This is a genomic window from Variovorax sp. LARHSF232, from assembly GCF_052871435.1.
In genome coordinates this window covers 157,943-175,821 of the sequence record NZ_JBIXJS010000009.1, presented here as the reverse complement: position 1 = coordinate 175,821, position 17,879 = coordinate 157,943, and the positions used below count along the sequence as shown (strand labels likewise).

19 protein-coding genes are annotated in these 17,879 nt (G+C 68.3%); 10 read left to right on the top strand and 9 right to left on the bottom strand.

The annotated features are described in order from the left end of the window. Nucleotide 1 precedes the first annotated feature (1 nt). From ACIPRI_RS21450 to ACIPRI_RS21440, 3 genes are read left to right on the top strand one after another with little or no spacing between them, the layout of a single operon-like run. Nucleotides 2-1,306, top strand: a complete 1,305-nt coding sequence (locus ACIPRI_RS21450) for a DUF1254 domain-containing protein (RefSeq protein WP_446623502.1) — start codon at nucleotides 2-4, stop codon at nucleotides 1,304-1,306. Next, nucleotides 1,303-2,574, top strand: coding sequence for a DUF1254 domain-containing protein (locus ACIPRI_RS21445; protein WP_446623501.1), 1,272 nt, complete (start codon nucleotides 1,303-1,305; stop codon nucleotides 2,572-2,574). The genes ACIPRI_RS21450 and ACIPRI_RS21445 overlap by 4 nt, the downstream gene beginning before the upstream one ends. Before the next feature lie 41 nt (nucleotides 2,575-2,615). Then, on the top strand, nucleotides 2,616-3,617 hold the full coding sequence (locus ACIPRI_RS21440) for a Bug family tripartite tricarboxylate transporter substrate binding protein (RefSeq protein WP_446623500.1): 1,002 nt from the start codon (nucleotides 2,616-2,618) through the stop codon (nucleotides 3,615-3,617). Between the two features lie 127 nt (nucleotides 3,618-3,744). On the opposite strand, the gene ACIPRI_RS21435 is transcribed toward ACIPRI_RS21440, so the two are convergent. The 3 genes from ACIPRI_RS21435 to ACIPRI_RS21425 all read right to left on the bottom strand — a co-directional run bounded on the left by ACIPRI_RS21435 (nucleotide 3,745) and on the right by ACIPRI_RS21425 (nucleotide 7,915). Continuing rightward, nucleotides 3,745-4,500: an alpha/beta fold hydrolase gene (locus ACIPRI_RS21435; RefSeq protein ID WP_446623499.1), complete on the bottom strand. Its 756-nt coding sequence runs from the start codon at nucleotides 4,498-4,500 to the stop codon at nucleotides 3,745-3,747. 17 nt (nucleotides 4,501-4,517) lie between these two features. Continuing rightward, on the bottom strand, nucleotides 4,518-6,872 hold the full coding sequence (locus ACIPRI_RS21430; RefSeq protein ID WP_446623498.1) for a cytochrome P450: 2,355 nt from the start codon (nucleotides 6,870-6,872) through the stop codon (nucleotides 4,518-4,520). Nucleotides 6,873-6,946: 74 nt separating this feature from the next. Next, nucleotides 6,947-7,915: a Bug family tripartite tricarboxylate transporter substrate binding protein gene (locus ACIPRI_RS21425; protein WP_446623497.1), complete on the bottom strand. Its 969-nt coding sequence runs from the start codon at nucleotides 7,913-7,915 to the stop codon at nucleotides 6,947-6,949. A 113-nt stretch (nucleotides 7,916-8,028) separates the two neighbouring features. Between ACIPRI_RS21425 and ACIPRI_RS21420 the strand changes: the two genes are divergently transcribed. Then, the gene (locus ACIPRI_RS21420; protein ID WP_446623496.1) at nucleotides 8,029-8,853 is read left to right on the top strand and encodes an IclR family transcriptional regulator; all 825 of its coding nucleotides are present in this window, start codon (nucleotides 8,029-8,031) and stop codon (nucleotides 8,851-8,853) included. A gap of 78 nt (nucleotides 8,854-8,931) precedes the next feature. Here the strand turns inward: ACIPRI_RS21420 and ACIPRI_RS21415 are convergent, their stop codons facing one another. The 4 genes from ACIPRI_RS21415 to ACIPRI_RS21400 form a co-directional block, all read right to left on the bottom strand. Then, complete coding sequence (locus ACIPRI_RS21415) at nucleotides 8,932-9,285, bottom strand: hypothetical protein (RefSeq protein WP_446623495.1); 354 nt, start codon at nucleotides 9,283-9,285, stop codon at nucleotides 8,932-8,934. 63 nt (nucleotides 9,286-9,348) lie between these two features. Beyond that, entirely contained in the window at nucleotides 9,349-9,678 is a 330-nt protein-coding gene (locus tag ACIPRI_RS21410) for a hypothetical protein (protein ID WP_446623494.1), read from the bottom strand. A 51-nt stretch (nucleotides 9,679-9,729) separates the two neighbouring features. Next, the gene (gene lplT / locus ACIPRI_RS21405; protein ID WP_446623493.1) at nucleotides 9,730-11,007 is read right to left on the bottom strand and encodes a lysophospholipid transporter LplT; all 1,278 of its coding nucleotides are present in this window, start codon (nucleotides 11,005-11,007) and stop codon (nucleotides 9,730-9,732) included. A gap of 90 nt (nucleotides 11,008-11,097) precedes the next feature. Continuing rightward, nucleotides 11,098-11,505: a cupin domain-containing protein gene (locus ACIPRI_RS21400; protein WP_446623492.1), complete on the bottom strand. Its 408-nt coding sequence runs from the start codon at nucleotides 11,503-11,505 to the stop codon at nucleotides 11,098-11,100. Between the two features lie 89 nt (nucleotides 11,506-11,594). Between ACIPRI_RS21400 and ACIPRI_RS21395 the strand changes: the two genes are divergently transcribed. From ACIPRI_RS21395 to ACIPRI_RS21380, 4 genes are all read left to right on the top strand, one after another. Beyond that, nucleotides 11,595-12,230, top strand: a complete 636-nt coding sequence (locus ACIPRI_RS21395; RefSeq protein ID WP_446623491.1) for a class I SAM-dependent DNA methyltransferase — start codon at nucleotides 11,595-11,597, stop codon at nucleotides 12,228-12,230. Nucleotides 12,231-12,316: 86 nt separating this feature from the next. After that, complete coding sequence (locus ACIPRI_RS21390; RefSeq protein ID WP_446623490.1) at nucleotides 12,317-14,242, top strand: PhoX family protein; 1,926 nt, start codon at nucleotides 12,317-12,319, stop codon at nucleotides 14,240-14,242. 36 nt (nucleotides 14,243-14,278) lie between these two features. Further along, entirely contained in the window at nucleotides 14,279-15,253 is a 975-nt protein-coding gene (gene dmeF / locus ACIPRI_RS21385) for a CDF family Co(II)/Ni(II) efflux transporter DmeF (RefSeq protein ID WP_446623489.1), read from the top strand. 106 nt (nucleotides 15,254-15,359) lie between these two features. Next, nucleotides 15,360-15,803 (top strand): CBS domain-containing protein, encoded by a 444-nt coding sequence (locus tag ACIPRI_RS21380; RefSeq protein ID WP_446623488.1) that lies wholly within the window; start codon nucleotides 15,360-15,362, stop codon nucleotides 15,801-15,803. 27 nt (nucleotides 15,804-15,830) lie between these two features. On the opposite strand, the gene ACIPRI_RS21375 is transcribed toward ACIPRI_RS21380, so the two are convergent. Next, entirely contained in the window at nucleotides 15,831-16,310 is a 480-nt protein-coding gene (locus ACIPRI_RS21375; protein WP_446623487.1) for an aminoacyl-tRNA deacylase, read from the bottom strand. A 180-nt stretch (nucleotides 16,311-16,490) separates the two neighbouring features. On the opposite strand from ACIPRI_RS21375, the gene ACIPRI_RS21370 reads away from it, so the two are divergent. Then, nucleotides 16,491-16,874 carry a DUF1801 domain-containing protein gene (locus ACIPRI_RS21370; protein WP_446623486.1) on the top strand — a complete coding sequence of 128 codons (384 nt, stop codon included), beginning with the start codon at nucleotides 16,491-16,493 and terminating at the stop codon, nucleotides 16,872-16,874. A 16-nt stretch (nucleotides 16,875-16,890) separates the two neighbouring features. Here ACIPRI_RS21370 and ACIPRI_RS21365 read toward each other — a convergent pair whose 3' ends face one another. Next, nucleotides 16,891-17,337 (bottom strand): glycine zipper 2TM domain-containing protein, encoded by a 447-nt coding sequence (locus tag ACIPRI_RS21365; protein ID WP_446623485.1) that lies wholly within the window; start codon nucleotides 17,335-17,337, stop codon nucleotides 16,891-16,893. A gap of 141 nt (nucleotides 17,338-17,478) precedes the next feature. On the opposite strand from ACIPRI_RS21365, the gene ACIPRI_RS21360 reads away from it, so the two are divergent. Then, nucleotides 17,479-17,874 (top strand): hypothetical protein, encoded by a 396-nt coding sequence (locus tag ACIPRI_RS21360; RefSeq protein ID WP_446623484.1) that lies wholly within the window; start codon nucleotides 17,479-17,481, stop codon nucleotides 17,872-17,874. Nucleotides 17,875-17,879: the final 5 nt, after the last annotated feature.

Here is a 17,879-nt window from a genome sequence, read left to right as displayed (position 1 = left end):
CATGAACAACGCATTCCTCAGCACCGAATTCAGCTCACCCCAGGCCGCCTGGGTCGCGCATTGCGCCGTGCCGGCGGTGGTCGCCGGCTACCCGCTTCTCGAATCCGTGCGCACCTGCCATGTGCAGACCACACCGGGTGCGCCGGCCTACGGGCGGGCGCCCTTCAATCACTTCGGCCACAGCGCCGAGCGCTGGACCGATAGCGACCGCGACATCGTCACCCCCGCCAACGACCTGCTCTACAGCAACGCCTGGGTCGATCTGCGCCAGGGCCCGGTGGTGGTCACGGTGCCGCCACAGACCGGCCGCTACTTCGTGCTGCAGCTGCTCGACACCTACACCAATAACTTCCACAACATCGGCACCCGCAACGTGCCGCAGCAAGGCGGCCGCTTCGCCCTGCTCGGGCCCGGCGAATCCCAGGCCGCGCCGGCGGGCACCACCGCCATCCGCTGCCCCACCGCGCTGGTCTGGGTGCTTGGGCGCGTGCTGGTGGACGGCGACGCGGACGTGGACGCGGCACGGCGCTTTCAAGCCGGTTTTTCCATCGATGGGCCACAGACGCCCGCCCCGCCCGCCAGCGTGGCGCAGTGGCAGGCCCCCGGCGACGATCCCGCGCTCTGCTTCTTCGCCAACCTGGCGCGCGCGCTGCACGACTTTGCGCCGCCCGCCTCGCAGCAGGGCGTCTTCGACCTGCTGCGGGGTGCGCATGTGCCGCTGGACGCCAGCGGCCAGCTGGGCGACCTGCGACCCGCCACGCTGGAGGGCTTGCGCAGCGCCTACGCCAGCGCGATGAAGATCATCGACGGCGCCTCGCGCCCTGCGTCGAAGGCACCCTGGCGTTTCTCGACGCGCCTGGGCCGCTACGGCGACGATCTGCTGCTGCGCGCCGCCACCGCCTGGAAGGGCCTGGGCGCGCTGGCCGGCGACGAGGCGATCTACGCCACCACCGATTACGACGACCAAGGCGAAGGGCTGGACGGCGAGCGCCTGTACCGCCTGCATTTCGAGGATGGCGGCAAGATCCCGGCCGGCGCCTTCTGGTCCATCTCGCTCTACGGCGCCGACCGCTACTTTGCGCCCAACGCAATCGGACGCCATGCGCTGGGCAACCGCAGCCCGCTGGAGCGCAACGCCGACGGCAGCCTCACGCTCCACGTGTCGCGCCAGAGCCCGCCGGGGCCACAAGAGAACTGGCTGCCCGCGCCGCGCGGCGCCTTCTACCTGATCCTGCGCGTGTATCACCCGCAACCCGACTTCCTGAACGGTACCTACCGCATGCCCAAGCTGGAGCGCACGGCATGACGGCGCGCGAAGCGGTGCTGCGCACCCTGCCCTTGTTCGAGATGGCGCGCATGCGCGCCGCCACCGCGCCGCGCCGGCATCCGCTGCATGGCTTCGCCGGGCCCGATGCGGATTCGCGCCTGCGCTGGCTCAACACCTTCACGCACTCCAAGCGCCTGCTCACGCCGCAGGACCGCGAGGTGGTCACGCCCAACAACGACACGCTCTACACCAACGCCTGGCTCGACCTCGCGGAGGGGCCGCTGGTGATCGAGGTGCCCGACATGGGCGAGCGCTACTGGACGCTGGGTTTTCTGGACATGTGGACCAATCCCTTCGCCTATGCCGGGCGCCGCACGACCGGCAACCGTGCGCAGCGCCTGTTCGTGTACGGCCCGCAGTGGCGTGGCGACCTTCCGGCCGGCATGGTGTGCATCGCCGCACCGGGCGCGGACGTCTGGATCATCGGCCGCATCCTGGTGGACGACGATGCGTCCGATCTGGCCCGGGTGGCGCAGCTCCAGCGGCAGTTCACCATCCTGCGCGCAAGCGATCTGTTGCCGGCCGCATGCGTGGCCGACTGCGCGATGGACGGCCGCAAGACCGACACGCCCGTTGCGGGCGCCTACCGCGCCGTGGTCGATGCCACCTGGGCGCGCAATCCAGCGCCGCCGGCCGACGAGGACACGGCAGCGCTGTGGCACCAGGCCTCGCGCGAAGGCGATGCGCCATTGCAGGCGGCACTGGCCGCGGTGTGCCAGGCGCTGCGCCAGCAGGCGCAGCCCTCCGATGCAGGCGGTGGCTGGAGCGTGCCGGTGGCCATCCGCACCGGCTGGGGCCGCGAGTTCACGCTGCGCGCCCGCGTGGCGCGCAACCTGATCGGCGCGCTCGGCATCGACGAGGCGATGTACCCCGTGGCCGAGGTGGACGACCGGGGCCGTCCGCTGGACGGCCGGCATCGCTGCACGCTGTACTTCCCGCCGGGCGCCGGGCCGCAGGTGGACGCCTTCTGGTCGATCACGATGTACCGAAAGTCCGATTGCCTGCTGGTGGACAACGCCATCAAGCGCTACTCGATCGGCGACCGCACGCCCGGCCTGCAATGGGACGCCGACGGCGGGCTGCGCATTGCCATCGCCCATGCCGAACCGGCCGCCGCGCAGGACCGGGCCAACTGGCTGCCGGCGCCGCCCGAGCCCTTCTACCTGACGCTGCGCCTGTACCAGCCGCGCGCGGCGCACCTGGAATTTCGTTTCGCCTATCCGGCGCTGGTTCGGCTGGACGCCTGAGCCCAAAAGCCCAAGACACGACTACAACGGAGACAAGCCACATGAACGAATCCACACGCCGCAGATTCCTGCTCGGCACCGGGGCCTGGGCTTCGGCGACGCTGCTCGCCGGCCATGGCATGGCCCATGCGCAAGCCGCACGGGCCTGGCCCGACAGGCCGGTGCGCCTGGTCTCGCCCTATGGCGCGGGCGGCTCCAACGACACCTCGGCGCGCATCCTGGCAGAGCAACTGGGCAAGCGCCTGGGCCACCCTTTCGTGGTGGAGAACAAGCCGGGCGCGGGCACCCGAGTGGGCAACGAGCTGGTCGCCCGCGCCACGCCCGACGGCTACACGATGCTGTACGCGGCAGCGCCCTACGCGGTGGTCGAGAGCCTGTACGGCAAGCTCAGCTACGACCCGCGCAAGGACCTGCGCGCCGTCAGCCTGGCGGTGGTGGCGCCGGTGTTCCTCATCGTCAATGCCGACTCACCCTTCAAGACGCCGGCCGACCTGGTGGCCTACGGCAAGGCCAACAAGGAGCGCGGCCTGACCTTCGCGTCGCCGGGCAGCGGCTCGGGCCCGCACCTGGCGGGCGAGCTGTTCTTCAAGGAAGCCGGCGTCAAGGGACTGAACGTGCACTTTCGCGGCGACGCCACGGCCTACACGGAACTGCTGGCGGGGCGGGTCGACGCCACGCTCACCGCCATCACCACCGCGCTGCCGCACATCCAGAGCGGCAAATTGCGCGTGCTGGGCGTGGCCTCAGAGCAGCGATCGCCCATCTATCCCTCGGCACCGACGCTGCGCGAGCAGGGCTTTGCCAATGTCATCGGCTACGGATGGTTCGGCTTCATGGTGCCGGCCGCGACGCCGCAGCCCATCGTCGAGCGGCTGGCCAGCGAGGTGAAGGCGATCCTGGCCGAACCGGCCGTGAACCAGAAGCTTGCCGGGCTGGGCCTGCAGGCCATGGGCACCAGCCCGGCGGAATTCGCGGCCTTCATCGACAAGGAAATGACGCGCTGGGACGCAGTCGTGAAGCAGGTCGGCATCAGGGGCGAATAGCCGCCGGCCCAAGCTGGCGGGCGCGGTGTTCGCCGGCCAGCGGGTGCACGCGCTGGATGGGCGCCCGTTGCACGTCGCGGCGCGCGATGGCCGACATCGCGGCATCGCCAAGAGGCGCGGAATGCCCCTACTTCGAATGCGCGTCCATCCAGTCCCAGACCTGCGTGGGCGCCTCGACCATCACGTTGTGGCCATGCGGGCCGAGGTCGTCGGCCCGCGGGTCGACGGCGCGAAGCTGCTCGCGCGTCACCAGCGCGTCGGCGCCCGCGCGGCCCAGATGCACGGAGCACCGGGCCAGCGCCATCAGTTCTGCAACAGGCGGCTTGCCAACGCCAAAGGCGCGAGGGTCCATGGCCAGTCGCCAGCCCTGTGCGTCCTGCGCAATTGCGCGCATCGCCACCGGCGACTCGGCGCCGGCGATGCCGGCCAGTCCCGAGACCTTCAGGTAGCGGTCCAGCGCCTCTGCCTGCGTGGCGAAGTACCTGGCCGGCTGGGCCGCCATCTTCTCCATGCGCTGCAGCTCGTCATCGCTCCACGCGACCTTGATGCCCATGCCGAAGACCCGATGCGGCGCCACGCCGAACCAGCCCGTGGCAAGCGCAAGGGCGATCACCCCGCCGAGTGAATGACCAAGCACCACGAGCCGGCCCACAGGATCGACGTGCGACAGCATCGAGCGCGCGACGCTGGCCGCGTACTGCCCGATCGCATAGGAGTCCTGGGGGCCGGATTCCCCATGGCCCGGCAGGTCCATGGCGAGCCAGCGGCCGCGCCAGCGCTCGCTGGCCTGCTCGCGCATCGGCGACCAGACCGCCGCTGTCGCACCCAGACCATGCAGCATCACGAGAAGGTCAGGACCTTCTCCGCCTTGTTCGATGTACATGCGAAACGCCTCCGCCGTTACAGCTCCAGCACAAGACGCTGCCCGCGAGCACGCGAGCAGCAACTCATCATGCGCTGGCCCGCTTCCCGTTCGGAGCGGGTCAGGACCATGTCGCGATGATCGACATCGCCCGAGATGACGTGCACCTCGCACGAACCGCACAAGCCTTCTTCGCAGTCGCTCTGCACGTCGATGTTGGCGGCGCGCAGCGCGCAGAGCAGTGTCTGATCCGCCCGCACTGGCAGCGTGAGTCCGGAGTCCTTCAGTTCCACCTCGAAGGCATGCTCCTTGGCCGGATCCAGCGTCCCGAGCGTGGATTCGAAATGCTCCACCTTCAACGCGTCTTCGGGCCAATGGGCACAGGCCTCTTCCAGCGCTTCGAGCATCCGCAGCGGTCCGCATGCGTAGACCTGCACACCTTCTTCGGGCGTTGACAGCAGGGCCGCCAGGTCGAGCCGCGAACCCTCGCCGCTGACATGCAGCTTGAGCTTGTCGCCATGCAGAACACTCAGTTCGTCCACCAAGGCCATGGCGGCCCGATGCCGCCCGCAGTAGTGCAACGCGTAGTCGATGCCCAGAGCACGGGCGTGGCGCGCCATGGCGGCGATGGGCGTGATCCCGATGCCGCCCGCGACGAAGATGAGCCGGCGGGCGCCTTCATCCAGCCGAAAGTGGTTGCGCGGCCCGCGGATGCGCAGCCGATCGCCCGCCTTCACGTTGCCATGCACCCAGGTCGACCCTCCCCTGCTGTGCGGGTCATGCAGTACCGCGATTTCAAGCGCCGCGGCGTCTTCGGGATCGCCGCACAGCGAGTACTGGCGCGACAGTCCGGTGTCGCCGCACTCCACGTCGATGTGCGAGCCAGGCGACCAGCGCGGCATCGGCCGGCCGTCTGGCGCCGCGAGCCGAAGGCGAACGATGTCTTTCGCAACCCGGGTCGCACGCTCGACCACCACGGGGCGCGTGATGGCATGGGCCGACGGCTCGCCGATGCGCACGCCGGTGCGTGCGGCGGTTCGCAGCGAAGGATCGCGGCGCTCCGGGTTCTGCGCCGGATCCCACTGCACCCACAGGTGCTCGGGCCCGCGGAAGGACGTGTTGGGCACGTAGCTGAAGCGCTGCTCGGACAGCGCCATATGGGGCAGGCGCCGGGTGAACTCTTCCAGGAACACCTGCATCTCCATGCGCGCCAGGTTCTTGCCCATGCACTGGTGCGAGCCGTAGCCGAAGGTGAGGTGGTCGCTGGCGTTGTCGCGCCGGATGTCGAACAGGTCGGCGTCGGCGAAGCGCGCTTCATCATGATTGGCCGACGAGGTGACGATCAGCAGCTTGCTCCCGGCCGGAATGTCGATGCCACCCACGGTGACATCCTTGGTCGCCAGCCGCCGCCATGCGGCCACCGATCCGTTGTGCCGCAGGCACTCCTCCACTGCGTTGGGAATGAGCGCGGGGTCCTCGCAGATGTCGCGCCATGCGGATGGATGCTGCAGCAGCAGCTTCATTGCATTGGCCGTTGCGTTGGCGGTGGTTTCGTGCGCAGCCACGATGCCGGCCATCATCATCGAGTGCAGATAGGAGTCGGTCACCACGTCCGGGAATTCCTTCTGCTTGCGGATGCCGTACTGCATCCAGCCGGGCGCGTCCGGGTCCTGGCGCATCTTCTCCAGCACCTTGCCGGCGAACTGCCAGAAGTTGCCCACCGCGTGGGCCACCTCCACCTGCTCCTCCGGCTTGGGACGGCCCCAGGTGTTCACCGTATGCGCAATGCTGTACTTGCGCAGCGTGTCCATGTCTTCCTCGGGCACGCCCAGGAAGTGCAAGGCCACGGTGAGCGGAACCTCCCACAGCATCTGGTCCACCAGATCGGCGCGGCCTTCGTCGATGAAGCGGTCGACGTATTCCCGGGCCAGCTCGCGCACCAGTGGCTCGTGCTGCATGAGGTGCTCCGGCGTGAACGGCTCCATGAGCACCCGCCGGCGAGGCATGTGGGCCGGCTCGTCTTCGTTGACGAGTGTGCGATTGAGCGCAAAGCCGTAGCTGGCCAGCACCGCGTTGGCCTCGGGTCCCGTCGGGGTGATCTTCTCCAGCGCAATGGAAGGACTGAAGGTGAGGTTGTCGCGAAAGATGGCCTTGATGTCGTCGTAGCGCGTGACGACCCAATAGCCCAGCTGGGGGCTGTAGAAGACGGGCTCCTGCTCGCGTGCCCAGCGCACGTACTCGGGCGGGTCTTGCTGGTACCCATCGCTGAATGGATCGAATTCGCCCGCCTTGTGGCTCACCGGGCATCCGGTGGGCGAGCGCGGCGCTTGCGGCGCACCGTGCGCGAAGGGACAGGCGCCAGGGGTCGCGGTCGGGGAGGAAGCAGGGTTCATGATCGGGCTCCGAAGGACAAGAGGGCCCTGGCTTGCGCCAGGGCCGGCCGCCACGCAGCGGCAGTTGAGACGGATCAGTCCAGGGTGATGTTCAGCTCGCGAATGAGCTTGTGCCAGCGTGTGCTTTCGCTCTTGAGAAGTTCGGCGAACTGTGCCGGCGTATTGCCCACCGGTTCCACACCGAAGTCGATCAGCTTCTTGTGGACATCGGGCGCATGGATGGCTGCGACCACCTGCTTGTTGAGGGCGGCCACCACGTCGGCGGGCGTGGCAGCTGGCACCACCATGCCCACCAGCGCGGCCGCTTCCACGTTCTTGAATCCCAGCTCCGCGAAGGTCGGGACATCGGGCAATTGGGGCAGGCGCTTGGCACTGGCGACCGCCAGCGGTCGCACCTTCCCGCCCTTGATGAAGCCCGCGCCTGCGGCCAGGTCGACCATCATCGCCGGCACCTGCCCGCCCGCGACATCGGCCAGGGCCGGCGCGGCACCTCGGTACGGGGCGTGAATCATCTTCAGGCCCGCCTCGGTCTTGAGCAGTTCCATGGCCAGGTGATGCGGGCTTCCGGCACCCGCGGACGCGTAGTTGATGCCATCCGCCTTGGCCTTGGCCTGGGCGATGAACTCCTTGGCGTCCTTGGCTGTCACGCTCGGGCTCACGACCAGGATCATGGGGAACCGGCCCATCAGCGTGACCGGCGCCAGGTCCTTGGTCGGGCTGTAGCTCAGGCTCTTGTAAAGGACCGGGTTGAACACCAGCGTGCCGTTGTCCGCCGACAGCACGGTGTACCCGTCGGCTGCCGAGCGCACCAGGTCGGACGCGGCGATGGCCGTATTTCCGCCGGGCTTGTTGTCCACCAGCACGGGCTGTCCGATCTGCGCGGACAGCTGCTGCCCGATGGTGCGGGCCAGGAAATCCGAGCCCCCGCCGGCGGGATAGGGCACCAGCCAGCGAACCGGCTTGGACGGCCAGGCCTGAGCCTGGGCGGCGAATGGCGCAACGAGCGGAATGACGATCAGGCAACTGGCAATCAGCTTCTTCATATGGATCCTTCGCGGGGGCGGGTGTTCATCTATTGCGTAATTGTTATCCGCATAGCGTAATCACCAGCTCCAGACTAACCCTGACAATCCACCGCCTGACTCCTTCACCCCGCATGCCTCACGATCCCCCTTCCCTTCCATCTGCCGACCGCCCGAGAGAGCGCCGCCAGCGCGTGCAAGCCGCAGAAACCGGCATGGCAGTCCTCAAGGGTCTGGCCGACCTGGCAGGTCGTGCGACCCTGACGGCCCTGTCGGCACACGTGCAGGAAGCGCCGGCCAAGGTGCACCGCTATCTGGCCAGCCTGGCCGAAGAGGGGCTGGTGTCGCAGGATGCAGGCACGCAGCAGTACTTCCTCGGGCCCGAGGCCATCCGCATCGGCATGGCGGCGATGCGCCAGGCCGACCCCATCCGGGCTGCGGAGCCTGCACTGGTACGTTTGCGCGAATCGCTGGAAGTGACCTGCTTCATCGCAGTGATGGGCAACAAGGGGCCGACCATCGTGCGCTTCGAGGAGCCTGGGTTGCCCGTCACCGTGAACGTGAGGGTCGGTTCGGTGCTGCCTCTGCTCTGGTCGGCAACCGGCCGCGCCTTCTTCGCTTATCTGGACGAGCGTGCGGTGCAGGCGATGGCCGAGGACGAGCTCGCCAATGCCTCGCAGGAGCAGCGGGCCTCTCTTGCAGCCAAGGAGCCCATCGAGTCGCTTCGCAAGGCCGTGCGCAAGGCCGGTTGCGCATCGGTGCGCGACACCAACCTGCGCGGCATCAGCGCTGTATCGGCTCCAATGCACGACCACACGGGCCGGGTCTGCGCCGTGCTGACCGCCCTGGGTGCCACGGGCGGCTTCGATGCCGCGGTCGAAGGACCGATCGCCAAGGCCGTGCGACAAGAAGCCGCGGCGATCAGCACGGTGCTGGGGTATCAGGATCAGGCGCATTGACGGCCGATGTGATTGGCGTCTATCGCCAGGTGCGCTGGTTCGATCGATCAGGGCTTGCGCGGTGGACGCCTGCCCGGTTCACTCGCACTTCTGAAAGCGCACGCAGGGCTCGGCCAGCTGAATCGAAGTCAGGGTGTTCTCCCCCGCCAGATGCTTCGCCGTGAACCGGACCGACGCACCCTCCTGGATACCGACCAGCATCGAACGATCGGTCACCAGGAAGTTTTGAGTCGAAAACGGGATCTTGTACCGGGGGAGCAGCTTCAACCGAACATAGGTCTTGCCGCCGGGCTCCTCGAAGAAGGACCGCACTTCGGCTCGCGTGTAGACCGGTGCCGGCGCCGGCTGCATGTCGTCGGCACGCGCGCCGCACATCAGCAGTGCTGCCGCAGCGGCGATCACTGCGCAGCGCGCACCCATCCATTCAGGCATCGAGAAGCACTCCTTTCAGGACGCTCATTGCCAAGAAGACTCCCCTGCGGTCCGGCCGGCGCGTCACCCCTGCCACACCCCATAGCCCCTGCGCCGCAGCGCAATGCCCAGCTCCACTTCCATCTGCCGCGCCGCCTCGTAGCCCATCGGGTTGAAGCGCTCATACAGCTCGGGAAGCAGGCGCAATCCGTACGCGGTGACGAAAGAGCTGGCCTGGATGCCGGCCTTGTGCTTGTCGAAACGCAGGTCGGGGTCGAGCCCGGTCATGCCGACATAGACGAAAGGACGGCCCAGCTGCCAATCGGGATTGGCGCGCCGAAAACGCGCGTGGTTCCAGACACGGTCGTCCAGCTCCACGACATAGACGCTGTGATGTCCCTTGCTTCGTTTCACGGGCCGGATTCTGCGCCATGCCGCACGAGGAACGCGGCGCCGCAAGCAAGCTCAGCGCAGCGTCGTCAGCTGGCTGTCCTGGCTCGGGCCCAGCCGCTGCTGCACGCCGTGCTCGCGCCACATCAGCAGCGCGATGGCCGACGCCACCATCAGGCCGAAGCCCCACATCAGCGGCACGATGGGCACGTCGATGGCCACCAGGGCCGCGTAGCCCGCCAGCATCATCAGCACGCTGAGGTTCTCGTTGAAGCCCTGCACCGCGATCGAGCGGCCGGCGCTCAGCAAGGTATAGCCGCGGTGTTGCAGCAAGGCATTGAGCGGCACCACCAGGATGCCGCCCACGACGCCGACCAGCGCCAGCAGCAGCACCGCCAGCCACAGCGAATCGGTGGACGCGACCACCGGCATGAAAAGGCCCAGCAGCACCCCGGCCGGCAGCACGCGCTTGGCCCGGCTGAGCGACACATGGCGCCCGGCCACGCCGGCGCCCAGGATCACGCCCACCGCCACCGCCGCCTGCAGATAGGCGGCGCGCTCCAGGCGGAGGCCCAGGATCTCGGTGGCCCACTTGAGCACGGCGAACTGCAGGGTGGCGCCCACGCCCCAGAAGATGGTGGTCACGGCGAGCGACAGGCCGCCGTCGCGGTCACGCCACAAGGTCCGGCCGGCAGCGCGGAAGTCGCGCAGCAGCTCCAGCGCATGGATGCGGGTCGGCGCGTAGCGCGCCCCGCTGTCGGGCACGCGGGCGTTCATCAAGGCCGCGGCCAGATAGGCGCCAAGCAGTACCACCATGGACAGCGACAGCGTGGTGGCAGCGCCTATCGAATAAGGCGCCAGCGCATCGCGCAACTGCAGGCTGAGGCCCGACAGGCGCAGCAGGTCCGCCACCAGCAGACCGCCCAGCACGGTGCCCAGCAGCGCCGCGCAGACCACCGAGACCTCGAGCCAGCCGTTGGCCGCCACCAGCTGGCGCGGCCCCACCATCTCGGTGATGAGGCCGTACTTGGCGGGCGCGTAGGCGGCGGCGCCGAAGCCCACCACCGCAAAGGCCAGGAGCGGATTCACGCCGGCGACCAGCAGCACGACGCCGCTCAGCTTGACCGCGTTCATGGCCGTCATGAGCCGGGCCTTGGGCATGGCGTCGGCCAGCGGCCCGATGACGGGGGCCAGCACCACATAGGACAGGGTGAAGGCAAACTTGAGCAGCGGCGCCCACCATCCCGGCAGCCCGCGCTCCTGCAGCAGCGCGATGGCGACGATCAGCAGCGCGTTGTCCGCCAGCGAGGAGATCGCCTGGCCGGCGATCAGCAGATAGAAGCCCGCCGGCATTCAGCGGATGCGGCGCATTGCCATGTCTTTGTCATGCATGGACGGCGATGCTCGCAAGGCGCTGTGACGCCCGCGTGAATCGGGAATCGGCTATGAATCGTTGACGGTGTCGTGCTCGGCCGGCATGAGGATCTCGAGCAACTCGCAATCGTCGGACCAGCCCACCACGGTGTGCCGGATGCCCGGCGGCTGCAGCCAGCAGGACCCGGCCTCCAGCCGCTGCACGCCGACGCCTTCGAACTCGGTCTGGAACCAGCCCTTGAGGCAATAGACCATCTGGAACTGCACGTCGTGGTGGTGCTTGACCGACAGATCGGGCCGAAACGGCGCCGTCATGCGGATCACGTGCGCCTGCGCCAGCCCGCCGCTGGCGGCGGCAATGCCCAGGTCGCGATACGCCGAGTAGTCGCGCAGGCCGCCGGTCTTGAAGGCGGCCTCGTCGTGGTGGCTGATGACGAAGCGCTGGGGTTGCGCGCCAGCGGGAACCGATGCATTCATGGTGTGGTCTCCTTGTTTCGCTGCCGCGATCTGAGCGCCAAACGGGCGCCAGCGCAAGCGCAGCGCTGCCTACCTAGAATCAATGCGCCATGCCCCTCTCCCCCGAAGACCTCACTCAGATCGCCGCCGGCACGCTGGCCCATTACGACCGGCATGCGCAGCTGTTTCGCGAGCGCACCTGGGACCACGACGTGGGCCAGAACATCGCGGCGCTGCTGCGGCATATCGAGGGCACGCCGCCCTTCGAGATCCTGGATTTCGGCTGCGGGCCGGGGCGCGACCTGCTGGCCTTTCAGCGGCTGGGCCACCACCCGACCGGCCTGGAAGGTTCGCCGCCGCTGGCGGCGATGGCGCGCGAGGCCAGCGGCTGCGAGGTGCTCGAACAAAACTTCCTGGCGCTCGAGCTGCCGCCGGCGCGCTTTGACGGCGTGTTCGCCAACGCCTCGCTCTTTCATGTGCCCAGCCAGGAACTGCCGCGCGTGCTGGGCCAGCTGCGCGATGCGCTCAAGCCCGGCGGCGTGCTGTTCTGCTCCAACCCGCGCGGCGAGGGCCAGGAAGGCTGGCAAGGCGAGCGCTATGGCGCCTTCCACGACCTGGCGTCCTGGCGCGGTTTCATGCGCGCCGCCGGCTTCGTCGAGCTCGAACACTATTACCGCCCCGAAGGCCTGCCGCGCGAAGAGCAGCCCTGGCTGGCCAGCGTCTGGCGCAAGCCGGCCGAGCGCTGACCGGCCGGCGCTCGGGGCTGTCATGCGGGCTTCATGGCCCACATGCACGATGTCGCACCCCTGACACAAAGCAACGAGCACCCACGATGGCCAAGGAATTCGAGCAGATGGAGGACTCCAACCGGAGCGCCAACCCCAGCATCCACGACGTCTCCGACCCCAACCGGCGCCTGTTCGTGCGCGGCGGCATCGCCACCGCCATGGCCGGCCTGTTCGGGCCGCTGGCAGGTTGCGCCACCGGCGCAGCAGGGGGAAGCGCCGCGTCCATGGGCCGTGGCATCGGCTTCAAGAGCGTGCCGATGGCGGCCGGCGACACCGTGGTGGTGCCCGATGGCTACACCGCCCGGGTGCTCTACCGCTGGGGCGATCCGGTGGGCGTGACTGGCCGCATGCCGGCCTTTGCCGCCAACGCCGGCAACAGCGCCGACGACCAGGCCGTGCAGGCCGGCATGCACCACGATGGCATGGCCTTCTTCGCGGCGGAAGGCGCTTCGTCCGAGCGCGGCCTGCTGGTAATGAACCACGAGTACGTGGACGACGGCCTCCTGCACACCGACGGCATGAAAACCTGGACGGCCGAGAAGGTGCGCAAGTCGATGAACGCGCACGGCGTCTCGGTGATCGAGATCCAGCGCGAAGGTGGCAGCAACTGGAAGCAGGTCGCGCCGTCCCGCTTCGCGCGCCGCATCACCGCATCGACGCCGATGCGGATGAGCGGCCCGGCCGCCGCACACGCCATGCTCAAGACCGCTGCCGACCCCAGCGGCACGCGCATCCTGGGCACCTTCAACAACTGCGCCAACGGCCAGACGCCCTGGGGCACCTACCTCACTTGCGAAGAAAACTTCGCGGACTACTTCGAGGGCGTGGACAACCCGGACGCGCACCAGAAGCGCTGGGGCATTCGCAAGGGCAACGGCGCCAAGTACCGCTGGCACGAACACGAAGAGCGCTTCAACGTCGCCAGGCACCCCAACGAATCCAACCGCTTCGGCTGGGTGGTGGAGATCGATCCGCAGGACCCGGCGTCCACCCCCATCAAGCGCAGCGCCCTGGGCCGCGCCGCGCACGAAGGCGCCGCCACGGCGCTCACGGCCGACGGCCGCGCGGTGGTCTACATGGGTGAGGACGCGCGCTTCGAGTACATCTACAAATTCGTCAGCCGGGACAAGATGAAGGCCGGCGGCGCTGCCGCCAACCGCGAGCTGCTGGACCACGGCACCTTGTACGTGGCGCGCTTCGACGTGGACGGCAACGGCGAGTGGCTGCCGCTGGTGCAGGGCAAGGGCCCGCTCACCCAGGACAAGGGCTTTGCCAATCAGGGCGACGTGCTGATCAAGGCGCGCCAGGCCAGCGACCTCCTGGGCGCCACCAAGATGGACCGCCCCGAATGGACCGCCGTGGACCCGATCAGCAAGGAGGTCTACTGCACGCTCACCAACAACAGCAACCGCGGCGCCCAGGGCCAGCCCTTCATGGACGCGGCCAACCCGCGCGCCAGCAACACCATGGGCCAGATCATTCGCTGGAAGGAAAGCGGTGACCTGGACGCCACAAAGTTCGCCTGGAACCACCTGGTGCTGGCCGGCGACCCCAAGCAGCGCCGCTACGAGGCGCAGGGCAACATCAAGGGCGACACCTTCGGCAGCCCCGACGGCCTGATGGTCGATGCCCGCGGCGTGCTGTGGATCCAGACCGACGTCTCCACCTCCACCCTGGGCAAGGGCGACTACGTCAACCTGCCCAACAACCAGATGCTGGCCTGCGACCCCATCCAGGGCGAGATCCGCCGCTTCCTGGTCGGCCCGGCCGGCTGCGAGGTGACCGGCATTTCCTTCGCACCCGACCTGCGTACCGTGTTCATCAACATCCAGCATCCGGGCGAACCGGCCAACGAGCGCAGCAATCCGGATCAGCCCCTGGCCATCTCGCGCTGGCCCGATGGCGCCGGCCGGCCGCGCTCGGCCACCGTCGTCATCACAAGAAACGACGGCGGCGTGATCGGAAGCTGAGCGCTAGGGCTTTTGCCCCGACGGCAAAATGGGCTGATGCACACCCACGACCTTTCCCACTGGCAGCACGAGCACGTCTTCAACACCGGCAACGCCGCGGCCGAGCGCGGCACGCGGCTGGTGATGTGGATCACGGCCGCGACCATGCTGGTGGAAATCGGCGCTGGCTGGTGGTTCAACTCGATGGCCCTGCTGGCGGACGGCTGGCACATGAGCTCGCATGCGCTGGCCCTTGGGCTCGCGGCAATGGCCTATGGGGCGGCGCGGCGCTACGCCAAGGACCCTCGCTTTGCCTTCGGCACCTGGAAGATCGAGGTGCTGGGCGGCTTTGCCAGCGCCATCATGCTGCTGGGCGTGGCCGCCCTGATGGTGGTCGGCTCCATCGAGCGCCTGCTGTCGCCGCAGGCCATCGCCTACCGCGAGGCGATCGCGGTGGCGGTGCTGGGGCTGGCGGTCAACGTCGTGTGCGCGCTGATCCTGGGCCGCGTGGATCACCACCATGACCATCACGGCGACGCCCATCACGAGCATGACCATCACCACCACCATCACGGCGCCGGCGAAGACCTGAACCTGAAATCTGCCTACGTGCACGTGATCACCGACGCCGCCACCTCGCTGCTGGCCATCGTCGCGCTGGCCGGCGGCTGGCTCTATGGCTGGCAATGGCTGGACCCGGCCATGGGCATCGTCGGTGCTGCCCTGGTCGCGATCTGGGCCAGGGGGCTGCTCGCGCAGACCGGCAAGGTGCTGCTGGACCGCGAGATGGACCATCCGGTGGTCGGCGAGATCCGCGAGGTGGTCGAACAAGACGCCGACCCGCGCCACGAGACCCGCATTGCCGATCTGCACGTCTGGCGCGTGGGCAAGTCGGCCTACGCCTGTGCGCTCACCGTGGTCACGCACGATGAGGCGCTGACGCCCGCCGAGATCCGCCGGCGGCTGGCGGTGCACGAGGAGATCGTGCACTCGACCATCGAGATCCATCGCTGCACCGTGGCGCACGTCTGACGCACGCCTGACAGTCGGCGGGGACATATCCCGGCACTTGGAGCTGGCCGCCGCAATGGCTATGCTTTGCAGCACAGGCATTGGCCGGCACAGCAGGAGCAAGCACATGAAGACCGTGGCGGAAATTCTCAAGGCCAAGGGCAGCCAGACGGTTCACGGCATCGCGCCCACCGCGACCGTGTTCGACGCCTTGAACCTGATGGCGCAAAAGGACATCGGCGCGATCCTGGTCCTTGAAGACGGCAGGATCGCCGGCATGTTCAGCGAGCGCGACTACGCACGCAAACTGGCGCTGCTGGCGCGCAACTCCAAGGACACCCGGCTGCATGAAGTCATGACGCGGCAGGTGATCTACGTGCACCCCGAGCAGACCAGCGACGAGTGCATGGCCATCATGACCGAGAACCGGATCCGCCACCTGCCGGTGCTGGACGGCGAGAAGCTGGTCGGCCTGCTCTCCATCGGCGACCTGGTCAAGAACATCATCTCCGAGCAGCAGTTCATCATCGAGCAGCTGGAGCACTACATCACCGGCGATCGCGGCGCCTGACCGGGGCCGCGCCGCAGCGCCACGCGCTCAATGCAGGGGCGAGCGCGAGAAGCTTCCGTGCGGCTGGGCGCGCATCAAGGCGTGAAATTCCTCGTGCGACATGCGCAGCACGCGCTCGTGATCGCCGCCTTCCAGGTAGACCACATCGCTCGATTCGAGCTCGTCGTCGACGATGGTCGCAACACCCCAGGCCATGCCCACCGCCGGTACGGCGCCGGGCTCGCAGCCCTCGAACAATTGCGCAACGCGCTCTTCCTGCGCCAGCCGCAGCTTGTTGCGGCCGAGCAGCCGGGCGAACTCGCCCAGCAGCACCATGCGGTCGGCGGGCACGACGGCCATCACGACGCCCGTTTCGTCCTCCAGGATGACCGATTTGGCCAGTTGGCCGGCGGGCACATTGGCGCTTCGCGCGGTCTCCGCGCTGCTGCGACTGTGCCCGTGGGTGTGGACCTCATAGTGCGATCCGCGCTGGTCCAGGTACTTGGTCAGATGAGCGGGTATGGACATGGATTTCTCCTTGTGAGTCGAACCATCGGCCCTTGTCCCGACATGCGGCTTGGCATGCTTGGCACGGCCGCTTTGCAAGTTTGCTCCCGACGCGGCCGGACCGCAAATGCCCGACTGCGACGAGGGCAAGCGCCGCCATGGCATGGCATGGCGCCGGCCCGAACTGCTAACCTGCGGCAGATGATGCAAAAGGCCCCTGCTGCTGCCAACCCCGATGCCTACGTCGCGGCGCTGACCGGCTGGCGCCGTGCGCTGGTCGATGCCTTGCGCGCGGCGGTGCACGATGCGGCGCCGCTGGATGAAGCCATCAAATGGGGGCACCTGGTCTACTTCTCGAACGGTCCGGTGCTGCTGATCCGGGCCGAGCAATCGCGCGTGCTGTTTGGCTTCTGGCGCGGGCAGCGCCTGCGCGAGATCGAGCCCGGCCTGCGCCCCGGCGGCAAGTACGAGATGGCCACGCTCGAACTGCGCGAAGGCATGGCCATCGATGCGCGCACTGCGCGCAAGCTGGTGCGGGAGGCCGTGCGGCTCAACAGGACGATCGGGGACCCGACCGCGATCTAGGAGCGCGGCAAGCCGCTTATTGCGCCATCACCCGCGCGCCCTCGCCGCTGCCTTCGATGTAGACGCGCTGGCCCACGCGCAGGCCAGCGTTGGCCGCCTGCGTCACCGACACCAGCACGCCGCTGTTGGTGCGCACGATGATCTGCTGGCCGGGCACCGGCTTCTCGTACTTCTTCTGCACTTCATTGCCGGCCAGCGCGCCGCCCACGGTGCCCAGCACCATGGCCACGTCGCGGCCAGTCCCACCACCGATCAGGCTGCCTACGCCCAGGCCCGCCACGCCGCCGATCACCGCGCCGACGCCGGTGTGGTGGCTGTTCTGCAGCTGGATCGGCGTGATCTGCTCGATCTTGCCCTGGCGCACTTCCATTGCACCGGGCGCTTGCGTGCCGGGAGCGGCGCAGGCGGCGAGGGCCAGGGTGGCGACGACGAGAGCGAGGCGGGATGCGAACTTGGCGAACATCAAGGCTCCTTGGGGTTGAAGGGCCGCCATCATCGCTGAAAGTGACAAATGTCACTACGACGCAGTGCAATGCGTACTCCACGCCGGGCCGGCGGGCCGCCACCATTGGCATCCACATCCCACCCCACCAGAGCCCTCGCCATGACGCGCGCTTCCAGCCCCCTGACCCGCTTCGTCGCCTGCGCCGCACTGGCCGCCAGCGCCATCACGGCGATCGCCGCAACGGAAGAACGCGCCTACCTCAGCAAGCCGGAAATCCAGGCCAGCCTGATCGGCAAGGGCATCGTGTTGAAGAACCTGGCCAGCGGAAAACTGTCGCACTGGGAGTTCCATCCCGACGGCCGGGTGGTTGCGGTCAGCCGCAGCGGCCTGGGCAGCGCGTCCGGCACCTGGAGCATTCGCGACGACGGCCAGATGTGCGTGAGCATGCTGGGCCGCACCGGCTGCCGCTACTGGTTTCGCAAGGGCAATGCCCTTGCCAACGCCGACAGCCGGACGCCCGACGCACAGACCGTGGCCGAAGTCAGCTTCGACTAGGGCCT